18 protein-coding genes and 1 tRNA gene are annotated in these 19999 nt (G+C 56.5%); 7 read left to right on the top strand and 12 right to left on the bottom strand.

The genetic code is table 11. From position 1 onward, the window contains the following. Positions 1 to 147: 147 nt before the first annotated feature. A complete protein-coding gene (locus tag MDG893_RS03420) occupies positions 148 to 2898 on the top strand; it encodes a hypothetical protein (RefSeq protein WP_007152326.1) in 2751 nt (916 codons plus the stop codon). Between the two features lie 15 nt (positions 2899 to 2913). Here the strand turns inward: MDG893_RS03420 and MDG893_RS03415 are convergent, their stop codons facing one another. From MDG893_RS03415 to MDG893_RS03405, 3 genes are read right to left on the bottom strand one after another with little or no spacing between them, the layout of a single operon-like run. Then, entirely contained in the window at positions 2914 to 3546 is a 633-nt protein-coding gene (locus MDG893_RS03415) for a CBS domain-containing protein (RefSeq protein ID WP_007152325.1), read from the bottom strand. Between the two features lie 60 nt (positions 3547 to 3606). Then, complete coding sequence (gene mnmC / locus MDG893_RS03410) at positions 3607 to 5520, bottom strand: bifunctional tRNA (5-methylaminomethyl-2-thiouridine)(34)-methyltransferase MnmC2/FAD-dependent 5-carboxymethylaminomethyl-2-thiouridine(34) oxidoreductase MnmC1 (RefSeq protein WP_208855169.1); 1914 nt, start codon at positions 5518 to 5520, stop codon at positions 3607 to 3609. Between the two features lie 29 nt (positions 5521 to 5549). Next, on the bottom strand, positions 5550 to 6167 hold the full coding sequence (locus tag MDG893_RS03405) for a peptidylprolyl isomerase (RefSeq protein WP_007152323.1): 618 nt from the start codon (positions 6165 to 6167) through the stop codon (positions 5550 to 5552). A gap of 242 nt (positions 6168 to 6409) precedes the next feature. On the opposite strand from MDG893_RS03405, the gene MDG893_RS03400 reads away from it, so the two are divergent. After that, positions 6410 to 7147, top strand: coding sequence for a cyclic di-GMP-binding domain-containing protein, MshE-related (locus MDG893_RS03400; RefSeq protein WP_007152322.1), 738 nt, complete (start codon positions 6410 to 6412; stop codon positions 7145 to 7147). Between the two features lie 43 nt (positions 7148 to 7190). Here the strand turns inward: MDG893_RS03400 and MDG893_RS03395 are convergent, their stop codons facing one another. From MDG893_RS03395 to flgA, 3 genes are all read right to left on the bottom strand, one after another. Continuing rightward, positions 7191 to 7661, bottom strand: coding sequence for a flagella synthesis protein FlgN (locus MDG893_RS03395; RefSeq protein ID WP_007152321.1), 471 nt, complete (start codon positions 7659 to 7661; stop codon positions 7191 to 7193). A 7-nt stretch (positions 7662 to 7668) separates the two neighbouring features. Beyond that, positions 7669 to 7995 (bottom strand): flagellar biosynthesis anti-sigma factor FlgM, encoded by a 327-nt coding sequence (gene flgM / locus MDG893_RS03390; protein WP_007152320.1) that lies wholly within the window; start codon positions 7993 to 7995, stop codon positions 7669 to 7671. A gap of 178 nt (positions 7996 to 8173) precedes the next feature. Continuing rightward, positions 8174 to 8878 (bottom strand): flagellar basal body P-ring formation chaperone FlgA, encoded by a 705-nt coding sequence (gene flgA / locus MDG893_RS03385; RefSeq protein ID WP_007152319.1) that lies wholly within the window; start codon positions 8876 to 8878, stop codon positions 8174 to 8176. A gap of 198 nt (positions 8879 to 9076) precedes the next feature. Between flgA and MDG893_RS03380 the strand changes: the two genes are divergently transcribed. The 3 genes from MDG893_RS03380 to MDG893_RS03370 are packed head-to-tail and all read left to right on the top strand — an operon-like array spanning position 9077 to position 12078. After that, a complete protein-coding gene (locus tag MDG893_RS03380) occupies positions 9077 to 10009 on the top strand; it encodes a chemotaxis protein CheV (protein ID WP_007152318.1) in 933 nt (310 codons plus the stop codon). A gap of 41 nt (positions 10010 to 10050) precedes the next feature. Beyond that, positions 10051 to 10878, top strand: a complete 828-nt coding sequence (locus MDG893_RS03375; protein WP_007152317.1) for a CheR family methyltransferase — start codon at positions 10051 to 10053, stop codon at positions 10876 to 10878. A gap of 9 nt (positions 10879 to 10887) precedes the next feature. Continuing rightward, positions 10888 to 12078 carry an MFS transporter gene (locus tag MDG893_RS03370; protein ID WP_007152316.1) on the top strand — a complete coding sequence of 397 codons (1191 nt, stop codon included), beginning with the start codon at positions 10888 to 10890 and terminating at the stop codon, positions 12076 to 12078. A 4-nt stretch (positions 12079 to 12082) separates the two neighbouring features. On the opposite strand, the gene MDG893_RS03365 is transcribed toward MDG893_RS03370, so the two are convergent. From MDG893_RS03365 to MDG893_RS21155, 3 genes are all read right to left on the bottom strand, one after another. After that, entirely contained in the window at positions 12083 to 13489 is a 1407-nt protein-coding gene (locus MDG893_RS03365) for a sodium-dependent transporter (protein ID WP_007152315.1), read from the bottom strand. A 61-nt stretch (positions 13490 to 13550) separates the two neighbouring features. After that, positions 13551 to 14612 (bottom strand): Glu/Leu/Phe/Val family dehydrogenase, encoded by a 1062-nt coding sequence (locus tag MDG893_RS03360; protein ID WP_007152314.1) that lies wholly within the window; start codon positions 14610 to 14612, stop codon positions 13551 to 13553. 608 nt (positions 14613 to 15220) lie between these two features. Continuing rightward, positions 15221 to 15520: an isochorismatase family protein gene (locus MDG893_RS21155; RefSeq protein WP_007152313.1), complete on the bottom strand. Its 300-nt coding sequence runs from the start codon at positions 15518 to 15520 to the stop codon at positions 15221 to 15223. Between the two features lie 436 nt (positions 15521 to 15956). On the opposite strand from MDG893_RS21155, the gene MDG893_RS03350 reads away from it, so the two are divergent. Beyond that, a tRNA-Ser gene (locus tag MDG893_RS03350) sits at positions 15957 to 16047 on the top strand. Between the two features lie 217 nt (positions 16048 to 16264). Here the strand turns inward: MDG893_RS03350 and MDG893_RS03345 are convergent. Genes MDG893_RS03345 through MDG893_RS03335 form a run of 3 tightly spaced genes read right to left on the bottom strand, consistent with a single transcriptional unit; the run spans position 16265 to position 18130 of the window. Beyond that, positions 16265 to 17212, bottom strand: a complete 948-nt coding sequence (locus MDG893_RS03345) for an AEC family transporter (protein ID WP_040474230.1) — start codon at positions 17210 to 17212, stop codon at positions 16265 to 16267. Between the two features lie 11 nt (positions 17213 to 17223). Next, the gene (locus MDG893_RS03340) at positions 17224 to 17499 is read right to left on the bottom strand and encodes an acylphosphatase (RefSeq protein WP_040474229.1); all 276 of its coding nucleotides are present in this window, start codon (positions 17497 to 17499) and stop codon (positions 17224 to 17226) included. 31 nt (positions 17500 to 17530) lie between these two features. After that, positions 17531 to 18130, bottom strand: coding sequence for a DUF938 domain-containing protein (locus tag MDG893_RS03335; protein WP_007152309.1), 600 nt, complete (start codon positions 18128 to 18130; stop codon positions 17531 to 17533). Positions 18131 to 18338: 208 nt separating this feature from the next. Between MDG893_RS03335 and MDG893_RS03330 the strand changes: the two genes are divergently transcribed. Continuing rightward, positions 18339 to 19946, top strand: a complete 1608-nt coding sequence (locus tag MDG893_RS03330) for a methyl-accepting chemotaxis protein (protein WP_040474228.1) — start codon at positions 18339 to 18341, stop codon at positions 19944 to 19946. Positions 19947 to 19999: the final 53 nt, after the last annotated feature.

Below are 19999 nucleotides of genomic sequence, written 5' to 3'. Positions count from 1 at the left end.
CAGGCCCCGGCGTACCCTGTGATCCGCCCGTGGCCAGAATCTGAGAACTCGCGCAGATCCTGCCTCCGTGAAATTGATTACCATGAGCTTGTTCTGTAACGGTGTGTAAAGCACCCATAAAAACAATGCTCTGAAACGGACTTTTTCATGCGCGCCGATTCGCTCTCTTGCCTCTCCTGTATTCTTCGCCGTTTTCCCCGCGGGGGCTGTATCGCCCTGCTGTCACTGATTCTGGTTGTCATTGGCGGTTGCAAGACCGAGCAGGACGCCGAAGACCCCTACATTCTTGGAACACCGCCGGACGATGCTTATCTGGGCGTTGAATACGCCTACAATTTTGGTGCTTTCGACAGCGACGACATTCTCGATTATTCGCTCACCAATGCGCCGTCCTGGCTGGCTTTGGAAGACACCAGCAACAAGGCGCGCCAGGGTGTTATCATGCGGGGCGTTCCGGGGCTGACCGGCGGCTCCAGAGGTCGTGATGACCTGGGCACGACGGAGAACATCACCCTGGTTGGCAATGACGGCCGTGCGGCCGGTACACAGCCATTTGACATTGAGGTCCAGGAAAACGTGCTTAGCCTGGCCATCGACGATTTTATCGAGGGAGAGGCGTTCGAGGCACCGGAGGAGAGGGATAATCGGTGCGAGGCTCCGGAGATCGGAGAAATCGGTCGCCAGACATATGAGGTAAACGAATACGACGATGATGGCGCCGTCGTTAAAACCGTTCAACGCACCAGCGACACCTATCCCGTTCTTGTGCGTGTCCTCCTTGATCAGCCCTCTGTCACCCGCGTGGAGGTGGCCTTTGAACTGGACTCCAGTTTTAATCCACAACGCTGTGACGAGGATATTGATCCCCCTCATCAGCGTTGTGAAAATGGCGCCGCCAACGACAACGAGGCGATCATCGGTAAGGACATTGTCGGTTTGGGCACGCAGAGTGAGCCGACCTTACCAGTGCCTTCCTATCTTCAGTATCAGCCGGACGATGACGGATTCCTATCCAAAGGGGTGATCACTCTGGAACCCGGAATCACTGAATGTTACATCCGCCTGGAAGTGATTGAGGACACCGAGGCCGAACCCCTGGAAACCCTTAACATCCGCCTGACCGAAGTGAGGTCTGGCCTTGCCGGGCTTGGCAGTTCCAATTCCGGTGTCAGGGAATTGCTGCGGATAGCGGACAATGAACCGACCGTGCGCCTGGAAACCTTGGCCGGCGGAACCCGCGATGCGCTTAACGTCGGCGCTGTTCGCGAATATGTTGCGTTGATCAGCGGCGAACGGGCCGGCGCCTACAGTGTGAAACTTGGTGAGGACGATGAATCCGATGTGATACTGGGCGAGGAGTTCCTTGTGGAAGTCCGGAATGCGGACGGCGACTGGGTGGAAGGGGATCTTCTCACCTTTGCCGAGGGCATTGAGGAAATGCGCTTTCGCATCCGTATTCCCGACGACTACACCAACGGCCAGCTGGAAAACGACCGCTTTATCCTGCTGGGCCTGGATGAGCGTTATCAGTCGGGACGGGAGAATTTTGCCGCCTCGGCGGATGCCGACAAGCTGCGGGTGAACATCAACGAACTGACCTCATCGCTTGAGGTGGGTAACAGTACATCGTTTATTCCCACTGACACGGCTTTTGGGCACAACGGCCGTCTATTCATTGCAGGCTACCGTGTCGATGATGGTGACCGTCCTTGGGTGCGCATCGTCACGCAGAAAGGGGAAGTGACGCAACAGCCATTGTCAGAGGCCGCTATTGCCCAGGGTGGGGAACCGGTTATCGGTTTTGTCGAACGTAACTTCAAGGAAGGAGATGACGACGTTACCCGCTATGAATTCGTTGTGTCGTTCGGCAGTGAACAGGCACCGGACGGTGCCCCTGGCGGTAACGGTGTGGATGTTCATACCCTGCTTTACTTCTTCGATACGGCACAGAATCCGGACAGTTATGTACCGGTCTGGAGCATAGTGACCGGCACACCCGGTGATGACATTCCCAGGTGGACCGGGATTGATGAAGACGGTGGTTATGTCGTGAACGCCGGGGAAAGCAATGGCCAGTGGCCGAACGAAACTGCCGCTGGAGGTGTGGACAGTTTTCTCCAGAGAATCGACACCACCGTTGACGGCAACTCGGTTGTACCGGTGGTTGCCTGGACACGACAGGTAGGATCGGCAGGCCATGATGAGTCGGTTGTAGGCGGCAGTACCTCCACCAGCAGCCCGCTACTGATCGGTGATTCCTCGGGCGCGGTGCGTGGCCAGTCCCAGCTCGGCGGAAAAGACGCGTTCTTTTTCCTCGCGTCCAGCGCAGACAGCACAATTAACGTCAGGCAGCGGGGAACCGCCGGCAACGAAAACCTGTCCGACGGCATCTACGGAACGAACAACGTCTGGCTGGTGGGCCAGAGTACCGGCAATTATAGCGTCGAGTCTGGCGACGGAAACCGCTCACTGAAGCGCCGTCAGATCAACAGCCAGGCCGGGTTTGCATTGTCCTATACGGCGTTGGGAGATGTCACTCGCGCCTTCACGTTCAATGACACGGACGATACATCCACTGAGTCGCTGCGTGCTGTGCGCACTTACGACCGGGACATTCTGGTTGCAGGAAGTACCAACGGTAATTTCAGCGAGAGCGAGGGAAATAGCCAGATTCATCCGATCCTGGCGAGAATTTCACTGGAAGAAAACAGCGATGATGGCACTGACAGCAGCCGGGAATGGAGAGCTCAGTTGTCATTGGATGGTGCAGAGGGTGAAATAGAGCGGCTGGAAAATTACCGCGATGACGAAATAACGGCCCTGGTCAAAATCGTAAGTGGAACGTCTGAGACCTGGGAGGTTCGGCTGTTTACCGGAGAGGGGCTACCACTGCATTAGTCGAGGGCGGTCGATCTATACGCTACCCTCGTGCCGGCTGGCGTTGGCGTACAACTTCAGGTAATCGGTGCTGGTGACGATGCCTGCTGACTGGCCCCTCTCGTCAACCACCAGAGCGGCATTCAGTTGGTGCGCAAGCATGAGCCTTGCCAACTGATGGGCGTCGGTCTCGGGCGAGGAGGTCAGGAAGGCCGGTAATTCAATATTGACGAAACTGGCGTTCATGGCGTTCGCTTCGGTTTCGTGGAGCCAGGCTAGTAACCAGCGTAAATCCACGAGCCCCGCTACGTTGCCATCTGCCGTAATCACGAGATGGTTAACGCCGTTTTCATCCATGGCGTCCATCGCGTCAGCAACGCTTGCGGTGGCTGGCAGAGAATGCAGGGCAGGGGTGCAGATCTGGGATACGGGCAGGTAGGCCCGTCGCTCTTTGGGTTCACCGGATGCTGCGGCACCGTATTCCTCGATGGCACGCTGCCGGCCGGAGCGGGCGGCAAGCTGGAATTCGGCGTCGGTTGCTTCGCTGTGCCGAACATCGATATCGTGGGATTCGCTCAGTTCTGTAACGTCACCTACGCGGCGGCCCCGGAATATCTCCGGCAGGCGTGTCCCAACGGGTCTGCCGGGTTCACTGACATGAATGGACATAATGATCTGCTCCGGTTACAACAGGGCCTTCTCCGGTTATCGGCAGGAAATTAGATTTCTTCAGGCGCTAATAGTTTCCTGCTCCGTTAACTCCACTCGGTGGCAACGGCCCGTCGCGACCCGTTTTGCGAGGGAGCCGGGGAGGCAGACAGGCTGCCCTGAGAGCAGGTCGGCAAGGTACTCTGCGAGCAGGGGGGCGTAACTCAGCCCTTTGCTACCCAAACCGGTAAACAGGTTGACTCCTTCCAGTGGTTGCCCATAGGCGTCCATTAGAGGGCCGGCGACCGGCTGATAATCGTGGGTAGTGCATCGAAACCCGACTTTGCCATCGAGTTTGGCCGGATCAACGTCGCCTGAATCCCTGTCTACCGCCCCTGGAACCATCGCATCAAGCATCGAAAGGTTGTCCCGATGGCTTTCGATGGACAGGGTCGGCGATGGATCATGAAGATCGAAGGTAGCACCGGCCAGGGTCATACCGCCGTGGGCGGGATTGAGATACCCTGATCCGCATACCACTACATCCGGGCATTTCACCCCCTTCGCAGGCAAGTGGGTTACTTGCCCTCGAATCGCGCGGAAACGGAAGCCACCCTTCAACGGAATAAGGTCGGGTGTCTGATGGCCGGCGCATATCACCACCCGATCGACTACAACATCCTGCTCGCCGTTACCTGCGATATGCCATTTGCCATTGCAGGGGGTAAGTCGGTGGACATCAAAACCAAAGCATTGAAAAATTCGCTCGTGATCTATCAATGCCCGGCAAAGGCCGCCGGGCTCAAGCCATCCACTGCGAGGAAACCATAGGCCTCCCCGAGTCAGGGGTATGCCGGCAAGCTCAGACGCCTGTTCCGCACTGATCTGCTGCAATACCGCGCTGGGGTAGTCGTTGCGGGCGATGAAACGGTTCTGACGGTCTTGTTCGCTATCACTGTGCGCCAGTTGAACAAGCCCGGAAGGGTGCCAGTGTTCTCCGCCGAACTGTTGATAGTAACGTTGACTGAACAGCAACGATGAGAGACCGAGCTTTGCCTGATCATTGAACTCAATGCCCAGTTTGACGTACAGCGCACCCTGGATATTGCCGGAAGCGGCTGTTCCAGCCTCTTGGGCCTGGTCAATCACCGTAACATGCAGTCCTCTCTCCGCCAGATTCCGGGCAAGCAGGCTGCCAGCGACCCCGGCGCCAATGATGGCAATGGACTCAACGTCGTTTGCGGCTGGCGGTGTTTCTGGGCTGGTGGCGTCGCCCAGCGTGCCGGTCAACATGTCCCATTTTGGGCCAAATCCAGGAGCTTTCCGCATGGTGAAGCCAGCCGCAATCAGCCGTCGCCGCACCTCGCCAACGGATGTAAAGGTGGCGAGGGTCGTGCCAGGCTTGCTGTGGCCCGGTATCGCGTCGATGACTTCACTTGTCCACATGCCAGGATTTTTCGCGGGCGCGAAACCGTCCAGGAACCACGCATCCGCCTGAAAATCCAGTTCACGCCAGGCATCGGCCACATCGCCGAAAAACAGTGTCAGCCTGACACGACCGCCAGCGAGCACCAGGCGATGGACGCCGGAGGTGGGGGCAGGATATTGTTCGAGCAGTTGGTCAGCGTAGGCCTTGAGCTCTGGCCACATCATGAGTGCCCGGGCAAGGTCGTCATGAGTCAACGGGTGACGCTCGGCGGAGACGAAATGCAGGCAACCGTTGCGTGGTGTGGCTGTTTCATCCCAGGCTTGCCAGGCTGCGAGGAAATTCAGGCCAGTGCCAAAACCTGTTTCTGCGATAACGAAGGGGGCGGCTGCGGGCAGTAAGGAGAAACGTTCGCGAAGCCGGTTCTGGCTGATAAACACATGTCGCGTTTCTTCAAGGCCATTCTCGCTGCAGAAGTAAACATCGCCAAAGCGGCGACAGCGGGGTGCGCCATTACTCCAATCAATGTCGGCGGTTTCAATGGAGGGAAGCCTTGGGTCAGTCACGATCATTGTATCCGGTCAGTAGGCTTAACGGGCTACTCTGCTGCGGTATCGGTTTGCCGGACCGAAACGCTACGAATAATGACGGGTTCCTGGGGCACGTCTGCCATCCCTCGGGATCTGACCGTTTTCTTGCTGGCGATCGCATCCACAACACCCATTCCCCCGGTCACCTTGCCAAATACCGCATAGCCCGGGCCCCGGACACCTGCGTTCAGGAAGTCGTTGTCGGTCAAGTTGATGAAAAACTGGGACGTGGCGGAATCCGGTGAGCTTGTGCGGGCCATGGCGATCGTACCACGAAGGTTCTTGGCGGTTGGCTTGGCTTCGTTACGGATGGGGCTACGGGTCTGTTTTTGCCGTAGATCCTGGTCAAAACCGCCACCCTGAATCATAAAACCCGAAATGACCCTGTGGAACAGTGTTCCTTCGTAGAATCCGTTTTTGGCGTAGGTGATGAAATTCTCAACGGTCTTGGGAGCGATGTCCGGTCGCAGGGTCACCTCAATAGCACCTTCGCTGGTTTCAATAATCACCTGGGGCAGGTCACTTTGTTGCCCCTCTGCTGCCAGGCAGTTGGCGAACCCCAGCATGAAGGTTACAGATAGAGCGATTTGCATCACATAACGAAACGGTTTTACGGAATTTGTCATTCTATAATGGCTCACATAGTTAGTATCAGGGGATAGTAGGTAGCTCCGGGAATGTTTGCTGCGATACTGTTCCCATGAATCCAGTCTGTTGCAGGATGTTAGCAGATAATACTTGTCAAGTCGGGCATATTCCCTGCGGAGTTCATGACTATAAGCTAACCTTTTATCGCATCGGTGACATTGATGCACTCTGACCGGGCCAGGTTGTACGGCAATTACTGTGAAGCTATTGGAGGCATACCTTGAAAATCCGTCAGGGCTTCGAAGAAAAATCCCGTCTCGGTCGGTTGCTGATAAATCGGGGATACCTTTCCGAAATTCAGTTGGAAGAGGGCTTGCGCCTACAGCATGAGACCGGTCAGCGGCTCGGCGAGGTGTTTATACAGTCCGGCTGGATTACCGAGCGTGAGCTCCATCGGGTGCTCAAGCACCAATCACGTTACCGCAACGCGGCTGCCCTGGTCACCATGGCGGTGTTGCCATTTCAGCCACTGGTCAGTTTTGCCGCCGGCAGCACCACGAATGATTCACGTGACGTCACCGACACCGGTCAACTGTACGAGCGATCCGGTTTGTCGCCGCTTAATGACGACGAGCTGGCCGGTGTGGCCGGGCAAGGTGATCAATCGTTACTGGAGCGTATTGCCAATGTGTCCGCCATGACTGGAAGTCATGATGGCTCAGGGCAGGTCGATCCGGATGTGATCGAAGGCCTCAAGCTGACAGCGAACATTTTTGTGCCGGTGCTGAACTTCCTGGATTCCGATCTGACGATATCCGGGGTGCATTATCGGGATGATGTTCCCCGTTATGCGGTCCGTGACGATGGCGGGCTCACTCTGGCTTTCCCGGAAAGGATCGAGCAGATCCGCATGGACAATATCCGAGTCAGCGGCAGCCAGGGACCTTCCATGGGGAACATCGCCCTCGACAATATCCGCTTCCATCCGGATTCCCAGATGACAATCTATACTCGCTGATGGGATGTGTTGGGCTCCGATTTTACGGAGCCCCGGAGCCTGGTCAGGCGCTCGCCAGAACGGTGCGGTGTGATACGGCTTTTTGTTCGCCCTGAGCGCCGTAGAGGGTCTGGTGCCCGGCAACACCGCGGAATATATCAGTCAGACGTGAAAGGCGCTTCTGCAGGTGACTGACAACCCGCCCGTTATTGCTATTCAACTGGTGACAGGTCTTAAGACGTTCGTCGGCGTCCCGCCATAAGTCGTAAACATCTGACAGGCCGGCGCTAAGAATAAACCGTGAGGGGGCTCCGTTTTCCGGTCGAAAGCCCATCGACACCAGTAGGCGGATTTTGAGCTTGGCTCGATCACGAATCTGTCCCAGCAAAGTGTTTTTCTCGCCAGTCAGGGCTTCGAGTTTACGGATATCAGACGTGGAAAGGCAGGCTTTTTCCTGCTGCAGGACGTCCGCCAGGGATTCGAGTTGGCGGATATCCTGAGACAAAAGGTCTTTCAATTCATCAATTGCGGCCATGATCTACTCACCCGAAAATGCTTTCATCCATCTCAAGCATTTTCTGGGCCAGTTTCTCTGCGTCAATCTTATAGGAGCCGCTTTCCAGGGCAGAGCGAATCTGCTCGATGCGATCATCGTCCATTTCCGGATAACTGCCGAGCTTCTGCTCGAGCTGTTTCAGGTTCTTCGCCTGGCTGCTCAAGTTGACGTTTTCGCCGCGGGCGCTTTGCGCCTGTGACTTTGCCTGCTCAGCTGTAGAGGGCTGAGTGCTTTGGGTAGCGGAAGATTTATCGGCCGTGGTTTTCTGGGTGTTGACCTGGCCTGGGCCTATTCCATTAAAGTCAACTGACATAACGTTACCTGCTCAACTGGTCGGCCGCGTTGGGCGGCTCCAAAAATTTCATACCTGTCTATCGGCATGGCTTGATGTTTCTTTAGCGATTTTTGCGAGCGTTGAATGACACTCTTGTCATCTTTCCAAAAAACGGCAACACATTGCCGTTTCCGGTGAATCAATGCCGGGAACCAGGCTACATGGGAATCTCGACATGGCCGGGTGCCGTCACACGGGCGCGCACGGTGCGGGAGGACGAGAGGTTCTCAACCAGAACCTGTTCTCCGATGCTGCCACTGGCCAGGGCCTTGCCCCTTGAGTTTACCGAAAAATTGCCGCTGCGGGCGCTGATGATAACATGGTCCCCCCGTTCGATCGCGGCGGGTGCCAACACCAGATCCGGCGTAAATACGGTTCCGGTGTTCACCCCGCGGCGCATTTCCATGCCCACAAGTTGCTCGATATTGGTTATTGCACCCCGTCGAATTGAGTTCACCACCACGTTATCTGACCGTATTGCCGCTTTCGTTAGTCGTTCGCCGCGGCCCAGAGGACGGGCGGCAACCATGGCGTCACCGGTTATTGTCACCGACACCGGAAGGAACATGCGCCAGGGGCGCTCGCCCTCGCAGGAAACCAGTAGTGAGGGTTGGGTGGTCTTCCAGGGGTCGCCGCTGAACGATACGCTGAGTGGGGTCTCGCAGGTTGCGAGCGAAAGGCGTGCGTCGAGTTGGCCGGTATCGTAGGAAACCGAATAGCCTTCGGTTGCCTGAGCGTCTGAAAAAGCCGCCAGAAATTGGTCTGCGCCACTGTGGATCTGCTCGGCCGTGGTTGTGGAAGCCATGGCGGGGCAGGCCGATACGGCGAATAGCAGTATGATGGTGAAATTGGTAATGCGCATACGCGGCAGTTTGTCCTATGCTGTCATTAACCGGGCAAGGCCCCGAGTTCAGGAATATCCTAATGATTTCCGGATTCGGCCGTTAAGCCTATCGAGTGAGTCAATAAACCGGCACATAGCCGGTCCCAAACGACTTTTTAGAATATCGCAGCAAGATGCATGCCGGCGGCAAGACGTTTCGAGCGGGAGATAAAGACGATGGCAGGGGTATTGGACAGTGTTAATCAGCGCACCCAGCTGGTGGGGCAAAATCGTCTGGAGCTTCTGTTATTTCGCCTTCGGGGCCGGCAGATGTACGGCATTAATGTCTTCAAGGTAAAGGAAGTGCTGCAGTGTCCCCGGTTGTCATCATTGCCGAATAGTCGCCCTATGGTTCGAGGTGTGGCCCATATTCGTGGCGAGACTATCCCTATCATTGATCTTGGCATGTCAATCCGGCTGCCTGGCATCCCCAAGGAAGAAATGGCCACCAGCTTCGTGATCATTACGGAATACAACCGCAAGACCCAGGGTTTCCTGGTGGCCGGTGTGGACCGCATCGTGAATATGAACTGGGAAGACATCCTGCCGCCACCGAAAGGTGCGGGCAAAGATGTTTACTTGACGGCGGTAACCCACTTTGAAGACAAGCTGATTGAGATTATCGATGTTGAAAAGATACTCTCCGAAGTCTCTCCGTTTGAGGAGGATGTCACCGAAGACGTTCGCAACCGCAGTTCAGAGAGGGTGCCCGGCCATCTGCCAGTGCTTGTCGTGGATGACTCCGCAGTGGCCCGACGTCAGATCGAACGTTGCCTCACAGCCATCGGTATGGAAGTGGTGACCAAAAATGACGGCAGGCAGGCCTTGGATTACCTGAAAGAAGTTACGGCAGATGGCTCTCGCGCAGTCGATCACCTGTGTTTGATTATATCCGATGTCGAAATGCCAGAAATGGACGGGTACACTCTGGTCACCAAGTGTAAAAATGAGCCTGCAATCAAGGATGTATTTATCATGTTGCACACGTCTCTGAGTGGCGTGTTTAACAAGGCGATGGTGCAGAAGGTAGGCGCTGACGATTTCATGGCTAAATTCAGCCCCGATGAGTTGGCTGAAAGGGTCATGGAAATTGTCGACCGCGAGCAGTGACGCTCTTCCGTTACTTCCGACTCACTCGATAATGAGATCCAATGAAAGCTGAAATAACGCCACAGGAATACGAGGCCTTTAAATCATTCCTGCAGGATGCGTGTGGCATTTTGCTCGGGGATAACAAGCAGTACCTGGTGAAGAGCCGTTTGCGGCGAATCATGGAAGAGAACAAGCTAAGTACCTTGGGGGATCTGCTTGATCGGGTAAAAAGAACCGGTCGGAGCAGCCTGAAAGAAGTCGTGATCGACGCAATGACGACGAACGAAACCCTCTGGTTTCGCGACAATCACCCGTTTCGCATCCTGCAGGAAAAGCTGTTGCCCGAATTCGGCGACAGAAAATCGACACAGTCACTCCGTATCTGGTCTGCCGCCTGTTCGACAGGTCAGGAACCCTATTCGGTCGCGATGATTCTTGAAGAATTTCGTCGCCAGCGGCCGGGTAGACTGAGGGATGTGAAGATCACCGCCACCGACATCTCGAAAAGCGTTCTTGAGGTTGCGCGCCGCGGCGAGTACGAGATGATCGCCATTGGTCGGGGCCTGTCTCCCGAACGGCAAAAGCAGTTTTTCACCCCCGCCATGAACGGCAGCTGGCAGATCCGACCGCAGATCAAGAGCATGGTGGAGTTCAGGGAACTGAACCTGCTTGAACGCTACATGCTCGGGAAGTTTGATATCGTTATGTGCCGGAACGTACTGATCTACTTCTCGGCTGAGCTTAAAAAGGACATCCTGACCCGTATCCACGCCACTCTCAATCCCGGTGGTTACCTGATACTGGGAGCATCGGAATCGCTGAACGGGCTGCCTCACCTCTACGAAATGGTGCAATGCCACCCAGGGATTATCTACCGCAAGAAATAGGCTCACCCAATGCCGATCAATGTATGGATACTGGTCGCCGCCCAGGCGCTTGCCATGTGTACAGCGCCTTTTATCGTCTTTATCGGAAGCATTCACGGACGTCTTCTGGCGCCATCACCCGAGTGGGCAACCCTGCCCGTGGGCCTTGTGGTTGTTGGAACAGTCCTGGCTATTAAACCCGCCACGTGGTTGATGGAGCGCCTTGGGCGAAAGCCGGTTATGTTGCTTGGCGCGCTGGCGGGTATGGTGTCCGGGTTGTTTGGTGCGCTGTCAGCCTGGAATGCGAGTTTCCCGTTCTTGTGCGCTGCGGCAGTTGTGGGTGGAACCGGGCTGGCGGTGGTTCACCAGTACCGCTTTGCGGCCATGGAGTCAGTCGAGCCCGAGATGGCTGGCTCCGCAGCAGCCAGGGTGCTTCTCGGCGGCCTTTTAGCGGCGTGGCTGGGGCCGGAAATTGCGCTTTTGGGCGGTGGACGTCAAGCCGAATACCCTTTCATGGGGGGATGGCTTGCACTGAGTGTCGTGCAGGTGCTGGCTATGGTCGTACTGGTTTTCGGGTACCGCGCCAGCGGCGAGCGAGTACGGGAAGCCTTGGGGGAGGGTGGTCGTCCAATGGCCGACATCCTGAGGCAACCGGTCATTTGGGCGGCGATCAGTTCCGCTGCCATCGGTTATGCCCTCATGAGCTTTATCATGACGGCAACACCGCTGAGTATGACGGAAGTGGCCGACCACCCGCTTGAAGATGCCAAGTGGGTTATTCAGATTCACATCATGGCCATGTATTTGCCGTCGCTAATCAGTGGTTGGTTCATTCGTGTGGTGGGTATTCCAAGGATGATGGGGCTGGGATTGCTGGCCTATCTGGGGTGTGTAGCCCTGGCGTTCAGCGGTATCAGTTTTCATCATTATCTGTTTGCACTCATCCTGTTGGGTGTTGGCTGGAACTTCCTGTTTGTCGGCGGAACCACGCTGTTGCCGCAGGGATATCGCGATGAGGAGCGGTTCCGTGTTCAGGGGCTCAACGACCTGATGGTATTCGGCTCGCAGGCGACTGCTGCACTGAGTGCTGGTGCGGTATTGGCGGCGTTTGACTGGAATGGACTGTTGTTGATTGCCGTGCCGTTCCTGGTGTTACACGGTGTCTTGATGGCCGTTTGGCTGATGAGCCGGCCCCACAACAGGGGCCGGCATCCCTCCTGATTGTTTATACCAGGTTGTAGACGAACACGACGGCCACAGCAACGGGTGTGAAGTAACGCAGCACGCGATACCAGATCGAGAATGTGCCCGGCGACATGTCCAGTTCGCTTTCCAGCGCTTTCCGAGACATTGTCCAGCCGACAAACACGGCGACCAGAAGTCCGCCCAGCGGCAGCAGGATATTTGCGGTCAGGAAGTCCAGAAGATCGAAGATGGTTTTGCCTTCGAACATCGTAAACATGCCCAGCGGTGTCACGTCCGACCACAGGTTTAGTGAAAGCACGGAGGCCACGCCCAGCAACCAGCAGACGATGCCTGCTCCGACGGTGCTCACCGTACGATTCATCCCCTTCTGTTCCTCAAGCCATTCAACAATGGGCTCCAGCAGCGAAATGCCGGATGTCCAGGCGGCGAAGATCAGCAACACGAAGAACAGCGTGCCGAAGAGGCTGCCCATGGGCATTTGTCCGAATGCCAGCGGCAGGGTCTGGAAAATCAGGCCGGGGCCGGCGCCTGGCTCAAGGCCATTGGCGAATACGATCGGGAAAATCGCCAGCCCGGCCAGCAGGGCCACGGCGGTATCCATGATCGAGACGGTCACGGAGGTTTTGGCGATGGAGATATTTTTCGGCAGGTAGGAGCCGTAGGCCATCATAACGCCCATGCCGAGACTGAGCGTGAAGAAAGCGTGGCCCAGTGCAACCAAAACGCCTGAGGTGGTGAGCTTCGAGAAGTCGGGCTGGAACAGGAAGGCGACGGCCTGGCCAAAGTGGCCAGTGGTCATCGCATAGCCCACGACAATCAGCAGGAGCACGAACAGGGCTGGCATCAGAATACTGACAGCGCGCTCAAGCCCGGAGCGTACACCCCGTGCGACCACGACCATCACCAACGCCATGAACAGGGTGTGCCACAGAAGCAGCTTCATCGGATCTCCCAACAGGCCGGAGAAGATGGCGCCTATGGACTCTGCCGACTGGCCTGCCAACTGGCCCGTAGCGGCGGTGCCCACATATGAAATCGCCCATCCGCCGATGACAGAATAGAACGACAGGATCAGGAACCCCGCCAGAACCCCGACGGCCGCCACCCAACGCCAGGCTGGCTTCAGGCCTTCCTGGCTGGCTATGGCCCGCATGCTGTTGACGGGGCTGTGACCGCCACGGCGACCGACCAATACCTCAGCCATCATAATGGGCAGGCCCACCGCCGCAATGCACAGCAGGTAAACCAGAACAAAGGCACCACCGCCGTTTTCACCAGTGATGTAGGGGAATTTCCAGATATTACCCAGACCCACCGCTGAGCCTGTTGCGGCAAGTATGAATGCCAGGCGCGAGGACCACAGCCCACGCTTGGCTGTTGCCTGGCCCATGGCACCGCCTTCAGCGGATGAAGAAGCATTACTCATTGTATTCTCCTGCTTACTGTTTTTGTTTTCGGGGGAGTTAGCGATGGCGGTTAGGCCACCATCAACGGGATTTATGCCGGAATCGCTCCTCTGCGAGTTGATCAGCGATCTGCCCGGTGGGCAGGCCATCGCGATCCGAGCGCTGGAAGATTTCCTCCAGGGTATTGGCTATGGAATCGACGTGTTTGCGAACGGCTTGGGGGTCGGGGCCCTTGCGCTCATAACACACGTCGATAATGCCACCAGCGTTGATTACAAAGTCCGGGGCATAGAGCACCCCGCGTTCGAACAGTGCCTGGTCATGAGCCGCGGTGGCTAACTGGTTGTTTGCGGCGCCGGCCACGATGGTGGCCTGTAGCTTACGAATGGAGTGGTCATTCAGGACAGCGCCCATGGCACAGGGCGCAACCACATCTACCGGCAGGTAAAGGATTTCGTCAGCGGTAGCCGGAGTGGCGCCCAACTCTGCCACTGCACGATCCATCTGATCCTGGTGCACGTCGTAGACCCAAAGCTTCGCGCCGGCTTCTTTCAGGTGTCTGGCCAGGCGGTAACCTACGTTGCCAATGCCCTGTACCGCCACATTCAAACCCTCCAGGTCGCTGCGGCCGAGCTTGTGCTTAACGGCAGCATTAATGCCCACGAAGGTGCCCCAGGCCGTGGCGGGTGAGGGGTCACCGTTGCTGGGTCTGCCATCAAAACCCGGGCGTTCACTGATACCGGCCACATTGGACGTTTTGCGGCCCATGACCCGAAGGTCGGCCACGCTGGTGCCCGAGTCCTCGGCAGCGATGTAAAGTCCGCTGAGCTGTTCCAGGAAACGACCCATGGATTCGAGCAGGGCTTCGGTTTTGTGCTTGCGTGGATCGCCGATGATGACGGATTTGCCGCCGCCGAGATCAAGGTTCGCCAGTGCCGACTTGTAAGTCATTCCCCGTGACAGGCGGAGAACGTCGGTCAGTGCCTCTTCGTCGCTGGCATACGGATACATGCGGCATCCACCCAGCGCGGGGCCACGGGAAGTATTGTGTACGGCGATAATGGCGCGCAGACCGGTCTCTGGATCGCAGCAAAACGTCAGATGTTCGTGGTGATCGAATTCAGGATGCGTAAATACAGTCATTGTTTGGATTCCTTTTGCTCCGGGTGGTTCTTGCACAGGGGGCCGCCCTGGTTACGGAGGCCGGCGGTAAATTGCGGGCGCTGCCGAAACTCAATCGCTGTCGGGGGTGGACGCGATTAACTGCCGGTCGGATTCAGTGATTGCACGCGCGTGGATCGTCGTGAAAGATCCGATCGGAGTGATAGAGATGCAAAAAACGTCAGAGACAGGGAAGGAGCTGTAGGGTCTTGCAGGCTGCGGGCACATGGGCCCGTGCTCAGGGACTGTTTTACCAGTGACATGCTGAAATCCTCTTCCACCAGGCCGGATCACGGCTTCCGTGGTCATATTGTTGTTGTGCCCCGGCAGATAGGCCGGTTGGCATGATTTCATGTGTCGATGCCCTTTTGGGGTGCGACGGGAGAAGACTAGATAGCTTTTACATCGTCGTCAATGGTTGAAATTCATGCATTTTTTGGCGATTTTGAAAATTCCAGCGGTAACAGCTAGATAGATCTACTTTACGTAAACGTAAATATTTTAGACGTTCCGATTCTTGTCCGGTTTCCTGGCGTTTGTCGCTGGAAGCTTACGTGATTCCAGCAACAAAAATGGTGATATTCGCTTCGTCATTTGATGAGTTTCTGAACTTCCCGGAAACGTGGGTGCTTGCTATCCCGCATCCATTCAAACGCCACCATCTCCAGCGTTACGATAACAGCCCCAGCTTGTTGCATTCGTTCCAGGGCGGCATCCCGGTCGTTGTCGTGGCGGGAACTGGTTGCATTTTCCACCACCCAGACACGAAAACCCGCAGCGAGGAGGGACAGGACGGTTTGCAACAGGCATACATGCGTTTCGCAACCACCGATAACCACCTGCTTCCGGTTGTCGGGAATGGCCTCCATCAGCCCCCCCACCGCAGGCATCAAAGTGGGTCTTGGTTAATGTCCGATCAGCGAGATCACTGATTTGTTCGTCATTGTGTCCAAGTTTTTCCGGGATCTGCTCCGTGGCAATCACAGGGACATAGAGCAGTTTGGCAATTTGTGCGAGCCTCACGCTTTCAGCGAGCATCAAATCTCCGTGACTGATGACTGGCATGAGTTTTTTCTGGAGATCAATCAGGACCAGCGTGGATTCGTCGGCTTTCATCATCATAACGGTCGCCCCCGGACGGTGTTTAGGGTATTGGGTATCTTTGCCAGTATCGCACAGACGGCCATTGGGTTTCTGTGGTTGCCGGAGTTGGTCGGAAACGGATTTGAAAATTGGAGTTGCCAAACTGGAACAAAACCATTAGAGTTTGCGCCCTCAAATGAGCGACGACATTGCTGATTTGGAACGGATTATTTAAAGAGTATTGGAGAGGTGGCCGAGTGGCTGAAGGCGCACGCCTGGAAAGTGTGTATACGTTAATAGCGTATCGAGGGTTCGAATCCCTCCCTCTCCGCCAATACAAAACCCCAGCAACAGCTGGGGTTTTTTATTGGCCGAATGGGAAGGTAAGCAGAACCCTCGCGGGTTCGACCGAAGCCAGCGCAGCTGGCTGAGGAACGTCGGAGCCATGCGACGACGACCCCGAAGGGGTGAGGGCCGCAGGCCCGAATAATCCCTCCCTCTCCGCCAATACAAAACCCCAGCAACAGCTGGGGTTTTGTATTGCATGTCGCTCAAGCCACCCCAGCAGTCCGCAACACAAACACCCCGGCCGTAACCGTCACACTGGCCATCAATGTGGTCAGCGCCACGATATTGGCCGCCAGGCGGTCGTTGCCACCCAGCGCCTTGACCATGACAAAGCTGGCGGCTGCTGTCGGGCTGGCGAAGAACAGGAACATAAGCCCGAGTTCCCGCCCTTCAAACCCGGCCAGCCAGGCAGCGAATGTACACAATACCGGTAGCGTCACCATCTTCATCACGCTGGCACTGATCGCGAGCTTGCGATCTGTGCGCATAGCACTCAAGGACAGCGTTCCGCCAATGCACATCAGCGCCAGGGGCAAGGTAAGTGAGGCGAAATAGTCCCCGCTGGTCATCAGCCAGTTCGGCAGCTGCCACCCGGACCAGGCAAAGGGAACGGCGATGACGACGGCCAGAATGAGCGGGTTACGCCCGATGTCCCCGAGGATGCGTCCCCAACTGGCCGCCTGACCCGGCTGGTAGGCCGTAAGAACAACCACAGAGAGTGCGTTGTAGGAAATGATGACGACGCCCAGCAAGAGCCCGCCGGCTGACAGGCCGAAATCGCCGTAGAGGCTGGCTGCCAGTGCAAGGCCCACGATGCCGCAATTCCCCCTGAAAGCGCCCTGGACATACACACCCCGGTCAGCCGGTGGTGCGGCACGCATGGCCCAAAGCCAGCAGAACAGAAAGCTGGCGAGAGTGGCGGCTACGAAGAATCCAAGCAGTGCAGGGTTGAGGGTGGTATCCAGATCTGCCCGCACAATACTCAGGAATACCAGGGTGGGCAGTGTAGCGCGGAAGACCAGCGCAGACGCTGTGTTGATGAAGCTGGTGTCTATCCAGCCCAGCCGCCTGAGGCCAAGGCCGATAAACACCATGGCGAATACCGGCAGTGTGGTCTCGAGGGTATGAAGAAATGTTCCGAGTAGTGTCATCCAGCCGGTGATTACCGAACTCCAAAGTTGTTGAACTCACCGGTTGCAGAGCCTTCGGTGGCGTTGATTTTGTCGACGATGGCCGAGGGAGGGCCGTCTCGACACCACTGTCTGAGTGAAACCAGTGACGCCGGTGAGCCCTCAGCAACAATTTCCACGCGGCCATCCGGCAGGTTTCTGGCGTAGCCGGTAACACCCAGGCTGTTGGCCATGTCGGCCGCGGAGGCGCGATAGCAAACGCCCTGGACCTTGCCGCTGATCAGCATTGTGAGTCTTTGGTGGCTCATTGCGTGATCCCTCCTGACATCGAGTGGCTTTTTACAGTTTGCGCCAAACCAGCAGTCGATTATTGGCAGGCATTTCGACATCGCGTTCAAGCCCGAACCGAACTCGCCCTGCCAGTTCCAGCATGTCATCCATGTTACGGATGCCCATATGCGGGGCCTGACTCCGAAGGTGATGATCGAACTGGCGATTACTGTCGCTGGTAAACTGCCCCTCATAGTTAAACGGACCATAGAGGCAGAACAGGCCGCCCGCAATGAGGCGTTTAGCCAGCCCCGCGAACATTGCCTCTACCTCTTCCCATGACATGATATGAGCCGTATTAGCGGAATAGGCGCCGTCGATGGTGTCTACCGGCCAGCTTCCCAGGGAAACGTCCAGTTCAAGAGGAGGGCGGATATTGGCAAGGTCGGCCTCCTTGATCCAGCCCAGGGAATGTTCAGCGCCTCCAGGCCGATCACTGGGTTGCCACGTCAGGTGGGGCAGCTCTGCCGCGAAATAAACGGCATGTTGCCCCGTTCCCGTGCCAATTTCCAATATGGTGGCCGGTTCGGTAAACACCGTTTTGATGCATTCCAGTATGGGTTGCCTGTTGTTTTCGCAGGCCTGTGAGAAGGGCTTATTGTCGACCATCGTTTACGCCTGTTCGGAATCAGTGCCAGTCCAAAGAATATCGTGCTGAACGCAATGGGTAAAAGAATGAACGTAGGGGATTTCCCGCGCAAGGAACATCCGATGATTGTCTACAGTGGCTTCGACTGAAAAATGGCGCCTTTAAAGACATAAAAGTGTCATAAAACAGGCATAAGCTCCATTGGACGATACCCCCAGTGGAGATACCATGCTCAGAACTGTCCGCAGCCGTATTCTGTTCTTTTCCTTTCTTTCAGTGTTTGCCTTGGCCGCATTGGCGGCGCTGTCATGGAGCATTATGACCCGTGCGGAGTCAGCTTCCGAGGCATTGGTCCGTGAAGATCTCTCGGAATCCTGGCTGCTGGAAGACCTTGAACAGGACCATCGCCGGCTGCAGGACCTTGCCTATAAGATCAAAGCTCAACTCATGCTCTGGGATGAGATTGATATGGAGTTTCAGGTTCTGACAGAGGCGTTGCCGGAGCACTGGCGCGTTATCGAGGACAATGCCGGGCTGAGCGAGTGGGCGACGGAAAATCGGGCGTTGTTCGAGAATGTATTGGCGCTCATTGAATCCATGAGGCCGGGTATTGAGGGCCGGAGCTACTATCGAGTAGGGCAAGTGGTCGATTTCGACCTGTTTCCGGCTCTAGGCCCCATGTTGGCGGCGATCAACAACCGTAAAGAAGCCAGCCGCAACATCATTGAAGTTCGGAGCCAGGACCTGCTGGCCTTTCTGGATGCTCAGAAAATCTGGCTGTTGGCGGGGTCGGCTGTTTTCCTGATGTCTGTGGTCTTGATGACTCTCTGGCTCCGGCGTTCGGTGATTGGCCGCCTGCAGTTGCTGGAATCGGGGCTCCGGGAAATGGACGAAACCTCGGATCTCTCCCGGCGTCCGATTATAACCGGAAATGATGAGGTCGCTGGTGTGACGCGCGCGTTGGTGGGGTTGGTCAGCCGTTTTGAACTCTTTATCGGAGAAGTAAGAACGGCTGCCCATAGCATCAATGACCGGTCCGCTTCACTGGACACCCAGGCCGAAGGCGTTCAGTCCTCCACCGATACCACCCGCCGGCAGATTCATGATGTCAGCCAGTCCATGGCGGCGATTGCCAACCAGGCGTCGGCCATTGATTTAGCCACCGAAAACTCGGCCACGACCGTTCGAGACGCCGTGGCGGCCAATGCGGTCGTTCAGGAAGGGCTCAGAAACAGTGAGCAGGCCGCTGAACACACCGTCGAGGTGATTGGACGGGTGTCCCGTTCCATACAGGCATTGAGCGAATCCTCCGGCAAGATTGAGAGCGTGATCGGCGTCATTGCTGATATTGCAGAGCAGACCAACTTGCTTGCCCTGAACGCAGCGATTGAAGCGGCCCGTGCCGGCGAACACGGTCGGGGATTTGCGGTGGTGGCGGACGAAGTTCGCACCCTGTCGCGGCGTACATCCGATTCAACCAGGGAAATTCGCCAGTGGGTGACCGACCTGGCAACCGGGGTTTCCGGTGTTGAGGGCCTTCTGGATGAGATGCGGGAGGCTGGTGGTATGAATCGTCGCAACCTTGATGCGCTGAAAGACCACCTCGAGCGTCTTGCGAACCAATTCACGGAGTTGGAGCATCGCAGCGCTGAAATTGGGGATGCGGTTGCCGTTCAGAGGGATGAAATTGATCGCGTTGGGCGACGGTCCAGGGCGCTTGATGACAGTTCGGGTTCCCTGATCACCAGTGTTGATAACACCCGCCAGATCAGTGAATACCTGCGGCAGGAATCCATCACCATGCGCGAGCTGATTTCGCGGTTTAAGGCAGCCTGATCCACCGGCCGATACTCAGTCGTGAAAAAAGCCCGGCAATCGGTCTTCTACAG

It is taken from the genome of Marinobacter algicola DG893 (assembly GCF_000170835.1).
Classification (GTDB): domain Bacteria; phylum Pseudomonadota; class Gammaproteobacteria; order Pseudomonadales; family Oleiphilaceae; genus Marinobacter; species Marinobacter algicola.
This window is presented reverse-complemented; position numbering and strand designations above follow the sequence as displayed.

Bases quoted from the DNA above. Each gene is read 5' to 3' on its own strand.
- MDG893_RS03360 (WP_007152314.1), bottom strand. From the start codon at position 14,612: ATGACTGTATTTACGCATCCTGAATTCGATCACCACGAACATCTGACG.
- MDG893_RS03395 (WP_007152321.1), bottom strand. From the start codon at position 7,661: ATGGCCGCAATTGATGAATTGAAAGACCTTTTGTCTCAGGATATCCGC.
- flgA (WP_007152319.1), bottom strand. From the start codon at position 8,878: ATGCGCATTACCAATTTCACCATCATACTGCTATTCGCCGTATCGGCC.
- MDG893_RS03415 (WP_007152325.1), bottom strand. From the start codon at position 3,546: ATGTCCATTCATGTCAGTGAACCCGGCAGACCCGTTGGGACACGCCTG.
- flgM (WP_007152320.1), bottom strand. From the start codon at position 7,995: ATGTCAGTTGACTTTAATGGAATAGGCCCAGGCCAGGTCAACACCCAG.
- MDG893_RS03345 (WP_040474230.1), bottom strand. From the start codon at position 17,212: ATGACACTACTCGGAACATTTCTTCATACCCTCGAGACCACACTGCCG.
- MDG893_RS21155 (WP_007152313.1), bottom strand. From the start codon at position 15,520: ATGCCTGCGGTGGGGGGGCTGATGGAGGCCATTCCCGACAACCGGAAG.
- MDG893_RS03330 (WP_040474228.1), top strand. From the start codon at position 18,339: ATGCTCAGAACTGTCCGCAGCCGTATTCTGTTCTTTTCCTTTCTTTCA.
- MDG893_RS03335 (WP_007152309.1), bottom strand. From the start codon at position 18,130: ATGGTCGACAATAAGCCCTTCTCACAGGCCTGCGAAAACAACAGGCAA.
- MDG893_RS03380 (WP_007152318.1), top strand. From the start codon at position 9,077: ATGGCAGGGGTATTGGACAGTGTTAATCAGCGCACCCAGCTGGTGGGG.
- MDG893_RS03340 (WP_040474229.1), bottom strand. From the start codon at position 17,499: ATGAGCCACCAAAGACTCACAATGCTGATCAGCGGCAAGGTCCAGGGC.
- MDG893_RS03405 (WP_007152323.1), bottom strand. From the start codon at position 6,167: ATGACAAATTCCGTAAAACCGTTTCGTTATGTGATGCAAATCGCTCTA.
- MDG893_RS03420 (WP_007152326.1), top strand. From the start codon at position 148: ATGCGCGCCGATTCGCTCTCTTGCCTCTCCTGTATTCTTCGCCGTTTT.
- MDG893_RS03375 (WP_007152317.1), top strand. From the start codon at position 10,051: ATGAAAGCTGAAATAACGCCACAGGAATACGAGGCCTTTAAATCATTC.
- MDG893_RS03365 (WP_007152315.1), bottom strand. From the start codon at position 13,489: ATGAGTAATGCTTCTTCATCCGCTGAAGGCGGTGCCATGGGCCAGGCA.
- MDG893_RS03370 (WP_007152316.1), top strand. From the start codon at position 10,888: ATGCCGATCAATGTATGGATACTGGTCGCCGCCCAGGCGCTTGCCATG.